The organism is Solibacillus sp. GQ1, from assembly GCF_059758555.1.
Genome location: NZ_JCAXEX010000001.1, coordinates 846,605 through 860,038, shown reverse-complemented (window position 1 = coordinate 860,038; position 13,434 = coordinate 846,605). Strand labels below are relative to the sequence as shown.

At 38.6% G+C, this 13,434-nt stretch carries 16 protein-coding genes; all 16 read right to left on the bottom strand.

The features are described from left to right. Nucleotides 1–54: 54 nt before the first annotated feature. Nucleotides 55–285 carry a hypothetical protein gene (locus AC6CH1_RS04125; RefSeq protein WP_498316405.1) on the bottom strand — a complete coding sequence of 77 codons (231 nt, stop codon included), beginning with the start codon at nucleotides 283–285 and terminating at the stop codon, nucleotides 55–57. 101 nt (nucleotides 286–386) lie between these two features. Beyond that, entirely contained in the window at nucleotides 387–749 is a 363-nt protein-coding gene (locus tag AC6CH1_RS04120) for a hypothetical protein (protein ID WP_498316404.1), read from the bottom strand. Nucleotides 750–759: 10 nt separating this feature from the next. Next, complete coding sequence (locus AC6CH1_RS04115; protein WP_498316403.1) at nucleotides 760–2,460, bottom strand: phage tail protein; 1,701 nt, start codon at nucleotides 2,458–2,460, stop codon at nucleotides 760–762. Between the two features lie 28 nt (nucleotides 2,461–2,488). Continuing rightward, nucleotides 2,489–3,580, bottom strand: coding sequence for an acyltransferase family protein (locus AC6CH1_RS04110; RefSeq protein ID WP_498316402.1), 1,092 nt, complete (start codon nucleotides 3,578–3,580; stop codon nucleotides 2,489–2,491). A 66-nt stretch (nucleotides 3,581–3,646) separates the two neighbouring features. After that, nucleotides 3,647–4,915 carry a hypothetical protein gene (locus tag AC6CH1_RS04105; RefSeq protein WP_498316401.1) on the bottom strand — a complete coding sequence of 423 codons (1,269 nt, stop codon included), beginning with the start codon at nucleotides 4,913–4,915 and terminating at the stop codon, nucleotides 3,647–3,649. Between the two features lie 15 nt (nucleotides 4,916–4,930). Continuing rightward, the gene (locus AC6CH1_RS04100; RefSeq protein WP_498316400.1) at nucleotides 4,931–5,590 is read right to left on the bottom strand and encodes a hypothetical protein; all 660 of its coding nucleotides are present in this window, start codon (nucleotides 5,588–5,590) and stop codon (nucleotides 4,931–4,933) included. Nucleotides 5,591–5,596: 6 nt separating this feature from the next. Then, a complete protein-coding gene (locus tag AC6CH1_RS04095) occupies nucleotides 5,597–6,505 on the bottom strand; it encodes a hypothetical protein (protein WP_498316399.1) in 909 nt (302 codons plus the stop codon). 10 nt (nucleotides 6,506–6,515) lie between these two features. Beyond that, nucleotides 6,516–7,328, bottom strand: coding sequence for a phage tail domain-containing protein (locus AC6CH1_RS04090; RefSeq protein WP_498316398.1), 813 nt, complete (start codon nucleotides 7,326–7,328; stop codon nucleotides 6,516–6,518). After that, nucleotides 7,329–10,703: a hypothetical protein gene (locus tag AC6CH1_RS04085; RefSeq protein ID WP_498316397.1), complete on the bottom strand. Its 3,375-nt coding sequence runs from the start codon at nucleotides 10,701–10,703 to the stop codon at nucleotides 7,329–7,331. It abuts the gene before it with no gap. Nucleotides 10,704–10,750: 47 nt separating this feature from the next. Next, nucleotides 10,751–10,816 (bottom strand): zinc finger domain-containing protein, encoded by a 66-nt coding sequence (locus tag AC6CH1_RS04080; RefSeq protein WP_446746118.1) that lies wholly within the window; start codon nucleotides 10,814–10,816, stop codon nucleotides 10,751–10,753. A 38-nt stretch (nucleotides 10,817–10,854) separates the two neighbouring features. Then, nucleotides 10,855–11,433 (bottom strand): bacteriophage Gp15 family protein, encoded by a 579-nt coding sequence (locus tag AC6CH1_RS04075; protein ID WP_498316396.1) that lies wholly within the window; start codon nucleotides 11,431–11,433, stop codon nucleotides 10,855–10,857. Nucleotides 11,434–11,438: 5 nt separating this feature from the next. Continuing rightward, nucleotides 11,439–11,828, bottom strand: a complete 390-nt coding sequence (locus AC6CH1_RS04070; RefSeq protein ID WP_498316395.1) for a DUF6673 family protein — start codon at nucleotides 11,826–11,828, stop codon at nucleotides 11,439–11,441. Between the two features lie 61 nt (nucleotides 11,829–11,889). After that, entirely contained in the window at nucleotides 11,890–12,348 is a 459-nt protein-coding gene (locus tag AC6CH1_RS04065; protein WP_498316394.1) for a phage tail tube protein, read from the bottom strand. Next, the gene (locus tag AC6CH1_RS04060) at nucleotides 12,348–12,770 is read right to left on the bottom strand and encodes a minor capsid protein (RefSeq protein ID WP_498316393.1); all 423 of its coding nucleotides are present in this window, start codon (nucleotides 12,768–12,770) and stop codon (nucleotides 12,348–12,350) included. Before AC6CH1_RS04060 ends, AC6CH1_RS04065 begins: the two co-directional genes overlap by 1 nt. After that, entirely contained in the window at nucleotides 12,771–13,097 is a 327-nt protein-coding gene (locus AC6CH1_RS04055) for a minor capsid protein (protein ID WP_498316392.1), read from the bottom strand. Then, the gene (locus AC6CH1_RS04050) at nucleotides 13,097–13,411 is read right to left on the bottom strand and encodes a putative minor capsid protein (RefSeq protein ID WP_498316391.1); all 315 of its coding nucleotides are present in this window, start codon (nucleotides 13,409–13,411) and stop codon (nucleotides 13,097–13,099) included. The genes AC6CH1_RS04055 and AC6CH1_RS04050 overlap by 1 nt, the downstream gene beginning before the upstream one ends. Nucleotides 13,412–13,434 lie beyond the last annotated feature (23 nt).

The window sequence follows — 13,434 nt, the reverse complement described above, 5'->3', positions numbered from 1 at the left end:
CTGGTAAAGCAATATAAAAGCCCTCCACAAATGTGGAAGGCTTGAACCATATAATTATTCTATTTTGAATGCATCTGCCAAATTACCTAAAACTTCTAATATAGCAACTGTAATTGTGGTATAAATAATTCTATCGCTAAATAAATTTCTGGCCATTTCTTTAATACTTTCATCTGCTGATGATGTAATAGTTGCAGCATTTAATACAAAATCTAAATAAATAAAGAATGCCAATAATGCATATCCTCCGGCTTTAAATAAACTAATTAATCTTAATATAATCATATACAACTCTCCAATTAGAAAATTTTTCTATATTAGATTAGTATATTTGAATGATTCCAGCAATAATATTTTGCAATATTACATAAGTCATAGAAAAAACACTAGCCGATTGACTGCGTTTCTTCAGCAGATAAAAATACTTTTCTTGAAAATATCAAATCATCAATCAATACAAATTCCTCTTTATTGGCGCTCTGCTCAATATCATCTAAGGCTTTGTCATAATCATCGACATTCAAATTGAACATGGTATTAGCTACGAAAACACCTAAATTATGTTCAGCAGGATTGAGTTCTTCTGCATAACGGATAGCAAAGATTTTGCCTTTATTCAGCACCTTTTGTCCGATGCGTGCAACGATTGTTGTATTTGAATTAAGGAGCTTTTTCAACTTTTCTAAATCCGTCTCACCGTTGATCCCCACTAATACATTTTCGTTTGTGTATAAGTATATTTTCTTCATTTGTACCCTCCTAAAGTAATGTTATGAAACCTTGGTCAGCGCCCCAAAGCCTTACATATAAACGCTTAGATGTTGAGCTATAACCAAACCCAAGCCCCATCGTGTCACTAAATGCAAAGTCTTGATACGTATAACCATCTAATGTGCCTGCATCTATCCCGTCTAAACCTGTAACGTAAGCTCCTCTAAAATCAACATTTCCGGAAAATGATGTATCACCCCATAAGGAAATGTCATTTGACTGGATCGTTAAGCTATCACCATTACTATAGATTTCCGAGAAGAAATTGAATGTAATCGATTTATAGCTTGTATCGCCTGGATAGCCTAACTCTAAATTGTTACCAACCATTACATTTTGCGTCGTTTGAATATCACCTGAGAAAATAGCACCTTGCCCAAAGATTTGACCTACAAAGTCAATGCGATCAGCTTCAATTAAAATGGCCGTAGCTGTCTGATTAATTCTGGAGGCAATTTCATTTCCGTTGTAATCGGTATACGATACCTTTTGAATAATTTCAAAAGCCGTTTGAGTAATAGAGCTTTCTGCATTACTGATACGATTCCCATACGTATCTAAGGTGCTCTGCTGACTGCTAACGGTCGATTGTATCTGATCGGCTTTAATATCAACTCGGGCAATCGAAGTATTTAACTGCTCAACCTCAAGCGTGATACGCCCCTCAGTTTGGGTAATGGCACTACGATATTCGTCTTTCGCTTTCTCTATTACTTTGTTTGTTTCGTCGATCTGCTCCTGCTGCTCGACCAATATATCAATGGAAGACTGAATTAACGCATTGCCGAATACAACACTCTCAGTAATAAGTTCTCCATTGCGTAATACCTTCGTTTGCTTTAATATTCGCGTCTGCATTTCAATACCCAGTGGCTCATAGATCAACCAGATACGCTCACCTATGGCCCGATTAGTCAGCTCAGGTATTTTTGACTCAATAGCTAAGTCCGGAACGTCTTTCAGTGAGTTTTTAATATAATTCAACAATGAAGTACGATCCTTGAAGCGATCGTCACGAATCGGTGGAGCTTCTTTAAATCCATAAACACCAACATTTGGCGAAGTATAATCTACCTCTAAACCATCTGCTCCGAATCCTTTAATGTACGTATAAAGATTATTTGTGTCCTCAATCAATACAACATCGCTTACATTGTGTTTATATTGATACTGGTAATCTTCATCAGGACCGATTTCTTTGGCAAAATGTAATCGGTTATTCGGCAAAATCTGATACTCACACGCATGGTATTTACAGATTTTATTAACGAGTGAAACGACATTATCATTGCCGAAATCAGTAATATAATTTGTAATATTGGCAATGGCACTATCTACCGTAAACGTCCATCCGGTGCCGGCTAAGACGAAATTAAGATGATTATTCAAAGTATGGCTGCCACTAAAAATACCATGCCGCTGTGTTTTCGATTGTTCGAAAAATATAGATAGTGCTGTAATGTTTTTGCTATAAGCGCTATCCCGGTACTGTTTAACTTTAAAGTCGTTGCCATCCACTGTAATTACCGTTTCTGATTTCAACAGGTCATAGCCGGGGTTGTTGTCGCCAAGAAAACAAGAAGACGACACTGTAAAAGTGCCGTCTACCGATTGCTCCAATTTAAAATCGGTGCCGATATTGATTAAAGGCTCAACTTGCGAGCCATCTAAACTAGTGACGTAAAACAAGTTATCACCTTCTTTTTAATTATAATCCCTAACTGCGTACTGCTTGATTATTCTTCCTTACAAATAACTTCTTATCCCGCAATTTCATAAACGGCTGCTCATAGTATTTATATAATAAATATGAAAACACATAAGTGAGTACCAAAGAAACACTTAGCAATAAAATGCTCCATTTAATTGAATTTGTATTGTATTGATTTAAGATAATAAACAATTCATAGTGAACTAGGTAAACAGCATAGCTTGTTACACTTGAGAATTCAATAAATTTTGTTCCTTTTAATTTAGAAAAATCCGTTTTCTCTAAGGCTACAATTAAAATCCCAAAAAATAACGAAACAAAGCTAAATAAGAAAGTTCGTCCAAAGAATGAAGAGTTAATAATTTCTTTCCCTGCTTCTAATTCAATTACATAATAATATCCACATAGTAATAGTCCTATTATTGATATTGAATAAAGGTAAGAAATTTTAAGCGAATCATAAAAGCGTTTGTAATACACACTTATTCCAGCTATTAAAACACCTGTTAAAATGCTATCTAATCTTAAGAAAATTTGCTTTCGCACTCCATAATCCCAAGTCGGATTGTTAACTATTACTTCATAAATTCGGAGACCATTAAAGAATGCTAATAATAATAGGGTTACTCCTAAAAATAGGATCCCTTTATTTTTCACCTTTGCAAAAGAGAAGATAATCAAAAATATGAATGGAACTGTTAAATAAAACCATTCTTCAATTGCAAGGCTCCATGATACTGGGAAAAACCCTAGACTAACTTCACCGAAGTTCTGTAGGAAAACTAAATTTGACCAATGGAATTGCTTACCTACTAAAATCAAAATAATTACCATTAAAAAATATAAAGGTAACGTTCTATACCAACGTCTTTTATAAAATGTTAATAGGTTTGATAAAGACGGTTTTTCAACTACTTGCTTAATTATAATTCTACCTATTAAAAACCCGCTTAATACAAAAAATATTTCGACCCCTAAAAAACCATTAAATGATAGCCATTGTACATCTGCATATTGACCAAAAAACATTCTGCTATGACTTATGAGTACCATGATTATTGCTATGCTTCTAGCTATATCTAATCCTATATTTCGCATGATTAATACTCCTTTAAAAACCCTTTAATACAGTTATTATATAGGAGTTTTAATAAAAATGGGTTATTAATCTAAAATAGGATAGCTAATACCATCTAATGAGACCCAACCGATATTCGCGAGATTCAGGATATTTTGTAAATTTAAATTTCCAATATCGTTTGCACTACTTATAGAGTTCCTTCCGACAATAGGTATTCTTAATATGCCTTTATCAGTCAGCGCCATAACATTAATACTATACTTAGGGCTATACTGTTTTGGTATTCGAAACATCGGTGTAGCGCCATCATAAGCATTAGTGTTAGTTAAATTTTTTGCCATACCCGAAAGATAAACTATCCCTTTTGAAACAGTAATTCGAGGTGGTCTATCGTATGCAAGGTCAAATGGTTCCCAACCATTCATTAAGTTAATTTTAAATGTATCTTCTTTCTGATAGGGTAATGTTTCCGAAAAAATGTTTCCTCTGTTTAAAGCTTTAGTAATAACAATGGCATTATTCGGTCTATCATTCCAAAAATAGTAATCACCATATTTCGCCATCCCTTGACCACAACCTATAGAAGGCGGTTCAATTTTCTCTTCAAATGCGAAAGTTGTCCCATTGAAGCTGAATTTTCTTAACTCTGCAAAAGGGGTCGAGCTATCGTTAGAATTATGCCCATGCAAATTAGCATAAAAATAACCGTCTTCCCATAGAGAGCCTTGATATCCTCCATGATGCGCAACATCCGTAGGTAGTGCAAACTCTTTTATTAATTTAAAGGTTAAGTCGTATTGACGTACAACAAATACATCGTGATAAACAACCCAGTAAAAGTTGTTATGCTTTGTAACAGATTCCGCTGTATTCCCTCCTATTTCATATGTTGATACGATTGATAAATCTATTGGATTGTATTTAATAATCCTACTAATTAGCGGGTTACCATTACTGTTAATGTTGTAAGCTGTAACGAATATAAATTCATCTATCACATTCGCATCACCAAATGACATGAATTTCCCCTGTGGGTCTAGCCCGGTATATGCATTTCTTTTTTCAGATACAAACTTTCCATCTAAGGTATAAACTGAGATAATATTCTCTAATTCGAAATTTTCGTTACGATCCGTAAAAACATAAATTAAATTATTATGAACCGCAACTCCTTGCCACCCTCTATAATCATTTTTTAATGGAATTTTTAATACAGATGAACTAAGATCCATTTGGGAATTAATCTTTTCTTCGACAGTAGTTCCATCGTTCATAAAAGTAACATCTGCCGTATTATGAGGATAATAAGCGTTCCCTTCATGATCTTCAATTCTAACTTTATTTTCAGTCATTATTAAACCCTCCTATTAAACCTTTTTGAGGAATAATCTCACATCGGTTGCCGTGGCAAGTGTAGTACCAAATTTAACGCTATCACCGTCTGTTCCCGGATCACCCTTATCACCTTTGTCCCCTTTAGCACCGGTTGCTCCTCGAATATTCCCTCTTACAGTCCAGACAGTTGCTCCGGTTTTTTCACGAATGTCATATGTTGCAGTATTAAGATGCATATCTCCTACAACACCCAGACTAGTTGCTGGCACTGCACTAGTAATGTGCCACGTCTTTCCGTCAGCTCCATTTACCCCTGCTGTTCCTGTGTCACCTTTATCTCCCTTTAGTCCAGTAGCTCCCGTTGCACCTTTAATATTTCCACGTATTGTCCAGATACTTGCACCTGTTTTTTCGCTTACATCAAATGTAGTTGTATTCAGATGCATATCTCCAACCGTGCCGAGAGCCGTCGCTGGTGTAGTCGTAGATGTATGCCATGTTTTTCCGTCTGCACCCTTTGCTCCAGCAGTTCCTGTATCCCCTTTTAATAGACCTGCATCAAGTTTTTGTTGAAATGTTTGACCATCTGCAAAGGAAACAGCATCGGCAGACGTTAATACATCTACTTCTTCAATAACTGCTCCTGTTACTTCGTCCAATAATTGCACTCGAACTTTACTTAAATTTGCCACGATAAATCACTCCTCCACGATTTTTAACCCCATTGTTGGACTCGCTTTAATATTTCCGTCAGGAACAACGTGTGCACTATCGGTTACTATCCAATAAAACGTATCACTTTCCCTGTCGGCTATTGGTATATCCGTTTCCGTAATTACCGTATTATTTGTAGGTACTGTCACATTTCCTTCTGGGTCTGGAGTGAATCCATTAACACTCGAGACAGCCCCGGTACCATCTACACCTTTTCGGGCAAGAATAATCCAATCGCTATTATCAATTGCCGGATTAATTGGCGGTGTTGATGTAACGCCATCCTTTCTAGCTTGATAGGTATTTCCTCCGTGCGTTACTACATTATTTCGATTATACGTGCCAGAAACCCACGTAATTGCACCGCCCCAACCTTCAATAGCCTCCGCTGCATTATTAGCTCGACTTGCTGCATTATCTGCATCTGTCTTGGCTTGTTGGGCATCATTTGTAGCCTGATTCGCATTATCCGTGGCAGTATCGGCAGCAGTAGTTGCTTGAGTTGCATCTGTAACGATCTGATTTAACGATGTTTGTAATTGCTCTAAATCCGTCTGTAAAGTTGTCATTTCGCCGATTAATTGAGTTGCGTCTGTAGTTGCTTGATTAGCCGCCTCTGCAGCATTGGTTGCGTTTGTTGTGGCAGTTAACATATCGACAATTTCCTGTTGTGCATCGGATAATGCTGTTTGTAAATCTTCTAATGTAGCTTCTGAACTATTAATTGCATTCATAATACGTTGGATTAATTCATCGACATCATTGTCTCCGGTCAGAATATTAATTTGACGTTGTAAATTACTGAATCGACGTAAAATATCTGCAAATGTATCATTTAAGTTTTTGCGCCGTTCGCGATCGATTGGTGAGTCAACGTTATATAAATTCTCCATTTTATCACCCCTATTTGTATAAAAATCTAAAATTAAAAGCGACACTTTGAATAGTGTCGCCTGTGACTGTAAAGTTATTATTTCCGACTGCTAAAGTAAGCAGTTTATGATTGGTACTTTTAAAGGCACTGACACCGTTTTTAAGCGTTCGCACCCCTTTGATAACCAAAGTATCAGCGCTAGTCAAAGGACCGTTAAATCGATACGTCTCGCCCGTTGTATTATTAACAATTTGCAAGTGACTTGCTGCAGTCGCTTTGATAATAATTTCAAGCTCATTTTCTCTCGGATCAATTGGGGCATTCCCTAAATTTCTAACGGTAAATTCATTAGAACTAAAAGTATACTGTAGTTCCTCGTCCCAATTAATCGTCCCGTCCCATGCCCAGACATCTGCATCCCATTCTTTTACTGAGCTGGTGGTCGCAATTGATTCTGCGTATTTATTGACACATAGCCATTTCAAACTGTAATTTCCTCTTTTATTTCTCCTGCCTAATGTAAAACTTCCGTCAGAACGAACATGCCAACGCCTGCTCGGTACCTTTGTATCGATTACATAGAACGGTTCCGCATTTGTGAACAGTGCAAATACATCTGCCCTAAATAAAGCGTAGTCTGTTAAATCCGTACCGCTGATCTGCAGCTCACAATTGATATAACGGGGACCGTAACTGGCATCTGTTATAACATATCCGCCGCCTGCTACGTCCTGTACAGTATTTTGTACATTTAAGGATTCAGGCTCAAAATCCACAACCCGAATCCCTAACTCCCGCAAGTTATAGCGAGTGCCATCTTGCTTAATGAGTATTAACGTCATTTATCGCACCCCCCTGACCATGCTTCTAATCGCTAAATTGTTGCCTTGATTAACTGAAACCGCCTCAAACGTTACATCCGCAATTTTTCGTCCGTCCAATAAAATCGGCGCCGGTTGTATTGCTATTTGTGGTGGATCTGCTTGTGTCTGGCCGTAATTATAAATATTTGAAATATTGCTTGTTGAAGTTGAAGGCATATCCAAACCTAGATTTAATTTCGCGTTTCGCAATGGATTGACTATATTTAAATCCGGCTTTAAATACTCACCCATTTGAGCAGCCGCTTTCAGTAATGCCGATTCATTCTTATCAACACCGATTGTAAAGCCTTTTGCCATATTGCCGGCGACAAAATCACGCATCCAACGGCTCGGACTATGAATATCTAGTGCTTTTTGAATGGTGCTCTTAACCGTTTCAGCAATTGCTTTCGCTTTCTTTGCCAATGCCGGCTGCATACTGGATAGACCATCTAATAAACCTTGTCCTGCATTTTTCCCGACTTGGTGTAGCGTTTTAAATTGCTTTTCTGTACCACCGATAACATCCTTGATTGCTTTCTGCCAATCTGTATTTAATTGTGTTAATTCGACATTAGCTGCATCGCGCAATGCCTGTATGTTAGCTTCCGTTTCCTGTTTCAACGGCTCTAATTCTTTAATAGCTGATTCTCTAGCAATTCTGGATTTTTGTTGATACAGGTTCTGATAATTTTTTAGTTCTTTATCGGTCATGGAATTTAAAGCACGCAATTGTTCGATTGCTTTCGGTCCCATTGACTCGAGTTCGTCAATTAAACCTGAAGATAGCTTACGTTTCCGCAATGCCTCTAATTGAATAGCCCAATCTTGCAGCGACATCACTTGGTCACGTAGGTTTAAAGTTAAATCCAATTTAGATACGGGATCTTCTTTCGTTACCGCATCAAATAAACCGTAATAACCTAAGATTGTTTGGTAACGACTCTCAAGCGCATCGTTGTATTTCTGATTTAAATCTTGTTCACCTTTAATCAAATCATCATTTATTTTTTGAGCCTTTGATAAATATTCGGTATTTTTTGAAGTAATAGCATCATTGATTCGGTTTACATTCTCTCGGTAAGACTGACGCAATGTTACGAATTGCTCTGAGCCTGTCTTGAACTGTTTATAAGCTGCACGCCAATACTCAGCTTCTTCGATTAAGCTAAGCTCGTTTAATTTCTTCTTTCCCTCAATAAACTGCTGAATCGCTTCAAGCTTTTGTTTGGAAAGTTCTGCTTCCTTTTTAGCAATGTCTGAAGAAGCTTTTGTATTAATTTCAGTTAATTTTTTATGCATATCGGATTCAAGCTGCTGAATCTTTTTCGCATCTGCTTTTTTCATGTTGCTACGTTTGGTTGCATGATCCTTTTGGATTTTCGTACGTTCTTTTTCAGCTTCAGCACCAATCTTCACTACTTCAGCAGTATTCTTTTTAATGACATTATTAATAACTTTCGTTAAATCAGAAGCCGCTTTTTCATTCGACTTCTTAGTGGATTCTATCCCTTTAACTAAACCCTGCCCTACAAACTTACCGATTTCTGTTGTTTTCTTTGAAGGGGAGTGAGTGTCAAAACCGGTTCTACCAGTGAACGTATTTAATACGGAATCTGCTACCCCTTTTACTGCACCGACCACTTTACCTGGTACGGATTTAATACCATTAATTAATCCATTGACTATATCATTACCGATTTGTAGCATTTTGGACGGCAAATCTTTAATAACATTAATTACCTGAGTGCTTAGCTCTTTAAATCGAGTGACAACCGATGTTCGTAAATTAGTTATTGTCGATGTGAATTTGGTCGCTAAATTTTTAACGAAGTTTAGTAGCTTTCCGACCCATGAACTGATAGTGCTGGCAACGGTATTCGCTGAGTTTTTAAATACCCCGACAACTGTAGTCCACTTCGTCTTGATTACATTAATAAAGGTTTTTGCTAAATTCGTTATGAGTGTACGAATGCCTCCAACAAATGAAAGAGACATCAATCCCATAATTAAGTCAATAGAACCCGAGAAAGTCTGCTTTATTCCCTCCCACATACTGCTGAAATCGCCCGTTAACAAGTTACTGAATATTTTCACCACGCCCATAATTACATTCAGGGCACCAGTGACCACATTTTTTATTGCATTCCAGATATATTCGACAACAAAAAGTATTGCAGGTAATACAAAATCAAAGACCGCTTTCGCACCTTGTAAAAAGCTAGTTACGGCTTGTACAATTTGCTCACCATTCTCTGACCAATAACTTTTTAATTTTGATAACTGATCTTGGACAAATGGGACAACAACATTCAGTGCGTTTTGAATATGTGTTACTACAAAATTAAAAGCTGTTTGTACTGTATTTAGAATCGTTTCTCCATGAGCTTCCCATATAGCCTGTAAAGTTGAAAGCCCTTGGTCAAAGTACTCTCTTATAGTGGTAACTACATCTGAAACAACCGTTTTTATTCGTTCAAACGCTGCCACAAACGGAGCAGCATCAAAATTTTGTATAACACCCGTTAATAGCTTAATGCCTTGGATAGCCGGTTCAAGTAAAGGTGCGCCCAGTAGTGCTTTTAGGTTCTCCCATGCTTGATTAAGGTTTCCTAATTGGTTTTCAAGGCTGTCTGATTCTCGGGTTGCCTGTCCTGTGGCGCCGGCCATGTTCTGCATAGCAAGCGCATATTCAAGACGTGTTGCTTGTTTAGTCGCTTCATCAAGGCTGGCCCACTCTTTTGTAGCGCCGATTAGCCCCTCTTTAACCGCATAACTAGCCATTTGTGTTTCACTGGCAAATAACCCGATCGCTTCTCCACCTTCATAGTTCCCCTTGATGAAGGAGTTAAGTGCTGCGTTCGCGTCATTAAATGACATGTCATAAAAAGCAGCAGCATCCGCTACGGCTGTAACTGCCTTTTCTGCCTCAACCATTGCCGTATTTGTATCTAAGCCCAACCCTTTAAACATCGAAGTCATTTGCGTAAATGCTGGCTTGATACGGTCAGGCATCATACCAAAGTTCTCACCTAATGTATTAATGGTTGTTTGAGCTTGTTTTTGTAAGTCACCGAAAACTTGTCCGAACTGAGCATTCATTGCCTGTGCACCTGCAGCCGCCTGTACTAATGGAGCCGCTAAACCTCCGACTGCTGCACCTACCCCCACAATAGCCGTAGCACCAACTGCTGCAACGGAAGCCAGTGTTTTAAAGCCACTTCCTAAGCTTTTTAACTTACTGGAACCCGCTTTATCCAGCCCATCAAATTCTTTTCCTATGTCTGCTACGCCTTTTGCGACGGAGCCATCATCAAGCAAGACATCAATTACAATTGACCCATCTGACGCCAAAAAGACCACCTCCCATTTGCTAACCGCTCATGGGACTCAGTGGTCCTCTATTTTTCGACTTTATTTATGGTGTTGCATCGTGTGCATTTGATTTCTGCTTTGCCCTCTAGCATGCCGAGCTTACGATTACATTTAATGCATCTGACTTCTTTCATTCGCTCACCGCCTTATTTTTAAGCGCATAAGCTTTCTTAAGTTTTTCTACCTCTGCCCGTTGCTTACTGCTACCTTTTCCAGTCGGTAATGGCATCTGGCGTATTTCGATTACCTTTTTAAATTTGGTGTTATCGCTCAAACCAGCAAGCAACGCTCTGAATTTATACCAATGCAGTAATCCTTGCTGCTCGATTAAGTCAATACCGTAATCCTGCATAAAGCTCGCATAAATGTATTCGGCATCCTGCTGCAGATCATATAACTGTTCTGATTCTTCCTCCGCTTGCCTCGGCATTGGATTACCAAGTAAATCATATTCGAGGTCCTTGTCAGCATCATTACCGATTAAGGATTGGTAGGCTTCAAAGAAAATCTTCGCCTGTTCATCAATCGGCATGTCTAAAGGGTCGTCAAACAGCATTTGGATACCGAGTAATATCTGCAGCTCGTCTGATAAATCCTTGTCATTCAACATTTCAGTAAGGTTTAGTATATTATCGAACGACATATCAACTTTGTACTTTTTCCCGTTGACTTCAATGGATTCAACGAGTTCCTCATTCAGTTTGAACATACGGATCACTTCTTACGTTTTTTCTGTTTCTTTTGCTTCTGCTTTAGATAATGCTCGGCTTTTTCTTGCTGTGTAAATTTATTGCCTGTCGCCTGCAGCTCAGCTGTTAATGAGTAGCACAATTCCTCTAAGATGTTGATGCATTGCATGACTGATGATGTTTGTTCATAAATTTTGTCAAATGATGATGGACCCAGTAAAAATTCAAAGCCACGTTTTAAAGCCTTTTTCGTTGCTTTAATATCATTACCTTTGATCTTTGATAAATCTTCCGTGAAAGTCTCAGCTGCTTCAGCTAACTTTGCTAACCCATCGTCTGATGTATCAAAAGTAAATTTTAATTCCCCAATTTCAACTGGTATTCCTGCTTGTGTTGTATTAATTTTGATTACCATGTGTAATCCTCCTTATGTTAAGTAATTAAAAAGGAGCGCTACTGTGCGCCCCTTTCGTTGGTTATCCTGTTGGTTGTTCTACTGTTGAAGCAACTGTAATTGTCGGTTTGTTCTCCCAACCGATTGTAAATGTAATTGGCGCATAGTCCGCTGCTTCTCCACCTGCTACAACAACGTTTGAAATAGTAGCCAGACCTTCTAAAACTGTCCCGTCTGTTCGTTCTTGTTTGTACATTACGCGACGACCGTCCCCTGTTTCAAACTCTTTTTCATAAACAAGTAAGTGTGCCGGATCATCTAAATCCAATTGCCCTTCAACATCATAGGCTTTTCGAACAGTCACTACATCCGTTGTAGGCGTGCCGTCCCCATCATAGTAGGCAAAATCCTCTGTTGTTTCGTCTGATGCATCATTTACCGCTGTAATACGGTGAGCAAGACGTTTGTAATCTGGTGCTACGTCGCCCTCTGTAAGTTCTGCGATAAAATGTCTCGTTAAGGCGTTTTTGTTACGTGCCATTATTCAACCACTCCTTTAAAAATTGTTAGTTCGGCGCTAATGGATAGCACCCATATAAAAAACCCTTGCTCGTCCTGTTGCAGGAAAGAAGGGAATGAGGTAATCACTATTTCTTGAAATTCGTATGAGTTATTGGATGAGGGTAAGTCCATCAAGTTCTCTAGTTTTTTAGACAAGGCATTCAAAGCGTTCATGCAGACGTCCTGACGCTTGCTTTTGACGTTTATTTGCACTTGATAAGCCTTTTCCCTATCACCGTTCATAAAGACCACCTGTGCCCCACCCGGCATCGCCATGATGCTCATACTTTCGTCAACTTTTAATAAACCAATTTGACTTGTTAACGGTTCATTTGGTGCGCTTCCCGTTAACATTTGACTATTGATGAATTGATTCAGTTTCAATAAGAAATCCAGTTCCATTTATTTCATCGCCGCCTTTGCAACGCGCTTCCAACTTTCCAGATGAATCGCCTTTGCCTTTTGGTCCCATTTCGGGCCAGTTCCTGGTGTCGTATAGTTCACCATCTGATTGTAATAATGACGGCGAGCATACGGAACATGCCAAATAATCGATTTCCCATCAATAGCAATACTAGATTGATTCCGCAAATCACCACTTAGCATCGGCGCATAACGGTTAGCATCTGCATAGACCTGATTAACAAAGGCACGCTGCCCCTTTTGTGTCATGTCATTCATTCGCACACCAACACCGGTGAGCTTCTTTGTCACCTTAATTCTCGCCATTACAACACCTCCAGCTCGTAGTGGTGAACATCGGCGCTAAAAGGTTGATAACATGGTATGACCTTTTGAACAACAAGCTCCCGGCTATTGAAAATAACGAGTGATTGCTCTTCAATATTCAAAAACGGTGTGCTATTGACCGCATCGATAAATATTACACCATTCGCTACGATTCTACTTTGTGTGCCGTCACGACTAAAGACGGTTGTTTCATCGATGCGTACTCGCTCAATCGTTACCGGATTGCCATAAGTTGCACTTCCAAAATCATCTTTGCCATTATAAGCCCGATAAACAATGGTATGAGGCAACATGATCTTTGGTATCGGTGGTGCTC

Coding starts and splice junctions, on each gene's coding strand:
- AC6CH1_RS04120 (WP_498316404.1), bottom strand. CDS start 749: ATGAAGAAAATATACTTATACACAAACGAAAATGTATTAGTGGGGATC.
- AC6CH1_RS04070 (WP_498316395.1), bottom strand. CDS start 11,828: ATGGTAATCAAAATTAATACAACACAAGCAGGAATACCAGTTGAAATT.
- AC6CH1_RS04065 (WP_498316394.1), bottom strand. CDS start 12,348: ATGGCACGTAACAAAAACGCCTTAACGAGACATTTTATCGCAGAACTT.
- AC6CH1_RS04110 (WP_498316402.1), bottom strand. CDS start 3,580: ATGCGAAATATAGGATTAGATATAGCTAGAAGCATAGCAATAATCATG.
- AC6CH1_RS04095 (WP_498316399.1), bottom strand. CDS start 6,505: ATGGAGAATTTATATAACGTTGACTCACCAATCGATCGCGAACGGCGC.
- AC6CH1_RS04060 (WP_498316393.1), bottom strand. CDS start 12,770: ATGGAACTGGATTTCTTATTGAAACTGAATCAATTCATCAATAGTCAA.
- AC6CH1_RS04105 (WP_498316401.1), bottom strand. CDS start 4,915: ATGACTGAAAATAAAGTTAGAATTGAAGATCATGAAGGGAACGCTTAT.
- AC6CH1_RS04125 (WP_498316405.1), bottom strand. CDS start 285: ATGATTATATTAAGATTAATTAGTTTATTTAAAGCCGGAGGATATGCA.
- AC6CH1_RS04050 (WP_498316391.1), bottom strand. CDS start 13,411: ATGTTGCCTCATACCATTGTTTATCGGGCTTATAATGGCAAAGATGAT.
- AC6CH1_RS04090 (WP_498316398.1), bottom strand. CDS start 7,328: ATGACGTTAATACTCATTAAGCAAGATGGCACTCGCTATAACTTGCGG.
- AC6CH1_RS04055 (WP_498316392.1), bottom strand. CDS start 13,097: ATGGCGAGAATTAAGGTGACAAAGAAGCTCACCGGTGTTGGTGTGCGA.
- AC6CH1_RS04075 (WP_498316396.1), bottom strand. CDS start 11,433: ATGTTCAAACTGAATGAGGAACTCGTTGAATCCATTGAAGTCAACGGG.